This window comes from Halonotius pteroides (assembly GCF_003605635.1).
Taxonomy (GTDB): Archaea; Halobacteriota; Halobacteria; order Halobacteriales; family Haloferacaceae; genus Halonotius; species Halonotius pteroides.
This window is the reverse complement of sequence record NZ_QMDW01000113.1, coordinates 1-1,005: the sequence shown is the minus strand read 5'-3', so window position 1 is coordinate 1,005 and position 1,005 is coordinate 1. Positions and strand designations below refer to the sequence as shown.

At 55.7% G+C, this 1,005-nt stretch carries 1 protein-coding gene; it reads right to left on the bottom strand.

Annotated features, from left to right (window positions below; translation table 11 throughout):
- Positions 1-28: 28 nt before the first annotated feature.
- Positions 29-913: an IS1595 family transposase gene (locus DP106_RS15430; protein ID WP_120086660.1), complete on the bottom strand. Its 885-nt coding sequence runs from the start codon at positions 911-913 to the stop codon at positions 29-31.
- Between the last annotated feature and the right edge of the window lie 92 nt (positions 914-1,005).

Genomic DNA, 1,005 nt, shown 5'->3' with positions numbered 1-1,005 from the left:
CGCTCTTGTGGCGTAGATTGTTGGTGAGTTAGAGCACAGTTTCAAGAATTGTCTCTAATGCCTCCTTTCCCGGTTTTCGGAAGACCTCACGGCGAAGCTGAAACGCTCTGAGGTATGGCGTGAGTTTGTCTTTGGAGATACCTCGATGTGGCGAGAGCCAGGATCGCACCAGCGATCCGTGGCTCTCGCAGGTATTGACGTGGACACCTCCATCAACGTACTCGCCATCGCCGTGGACGACGTATTCACGAGTGAATGCGTCGTCCTCCTCAAGCGGTTCATACGCTCGAAAGCCGTCGGTATAGACAGTCAGCGACTCCTGGTGGTGGTCAGCCAGCAGGAGTCGGATCGTTGATTCATCGGCGGCTTTCGCTGGGATCGCGTACCGCTCACCGGTACCGCGATCAGCCAAAATAAACACAGGTGGCTTGTCTTTATCATATGTTCCACGCCCGCGTGTGGACAGGCCACGCGAGCGCGACGGCTGGTCGCGCTCGCGGCCTTTGAGTCCGGCTTTCACGTACAGCTCGTCGATTTCAACAGGGCCTTTGAGGTGTGGCAGAGGCGCATCCAGCGCCCGCAGGAAGCGCTGGATGCGCCGATAGATCGTCTTGTAGGAAACGTCAATTTCCACGTCGAGCTGTCTAAAACTCGTGTTGAAGCGGATGTAGGTGTAGACAGCGAGGAACCATTTTTTGAGAGCAACCGCTGAGTGTTCAAAGACTGTGGCTGTCTGATCGTTGAACGTACGGTCGCAATTTTTACACTGGTATCGCTGGAACACTCGATAGCTGCCGTACCGAATCACAGATTCGGCACGGCAGCGTGGGCAATAGACGCCGTCACGCCAGCGAACCTGTCGTAGCAGGTTCGCGGCTCGACGCTCCGATACAAACGTCTTGATTGGAAACATCGTTTGTCGGGTGACACGAGCGTGTCACCCTTGCCCGCTGTGACTTCCAGCTACTGCTGAGAGCTGACCAACAATCCTCTACCCAAGAGCGT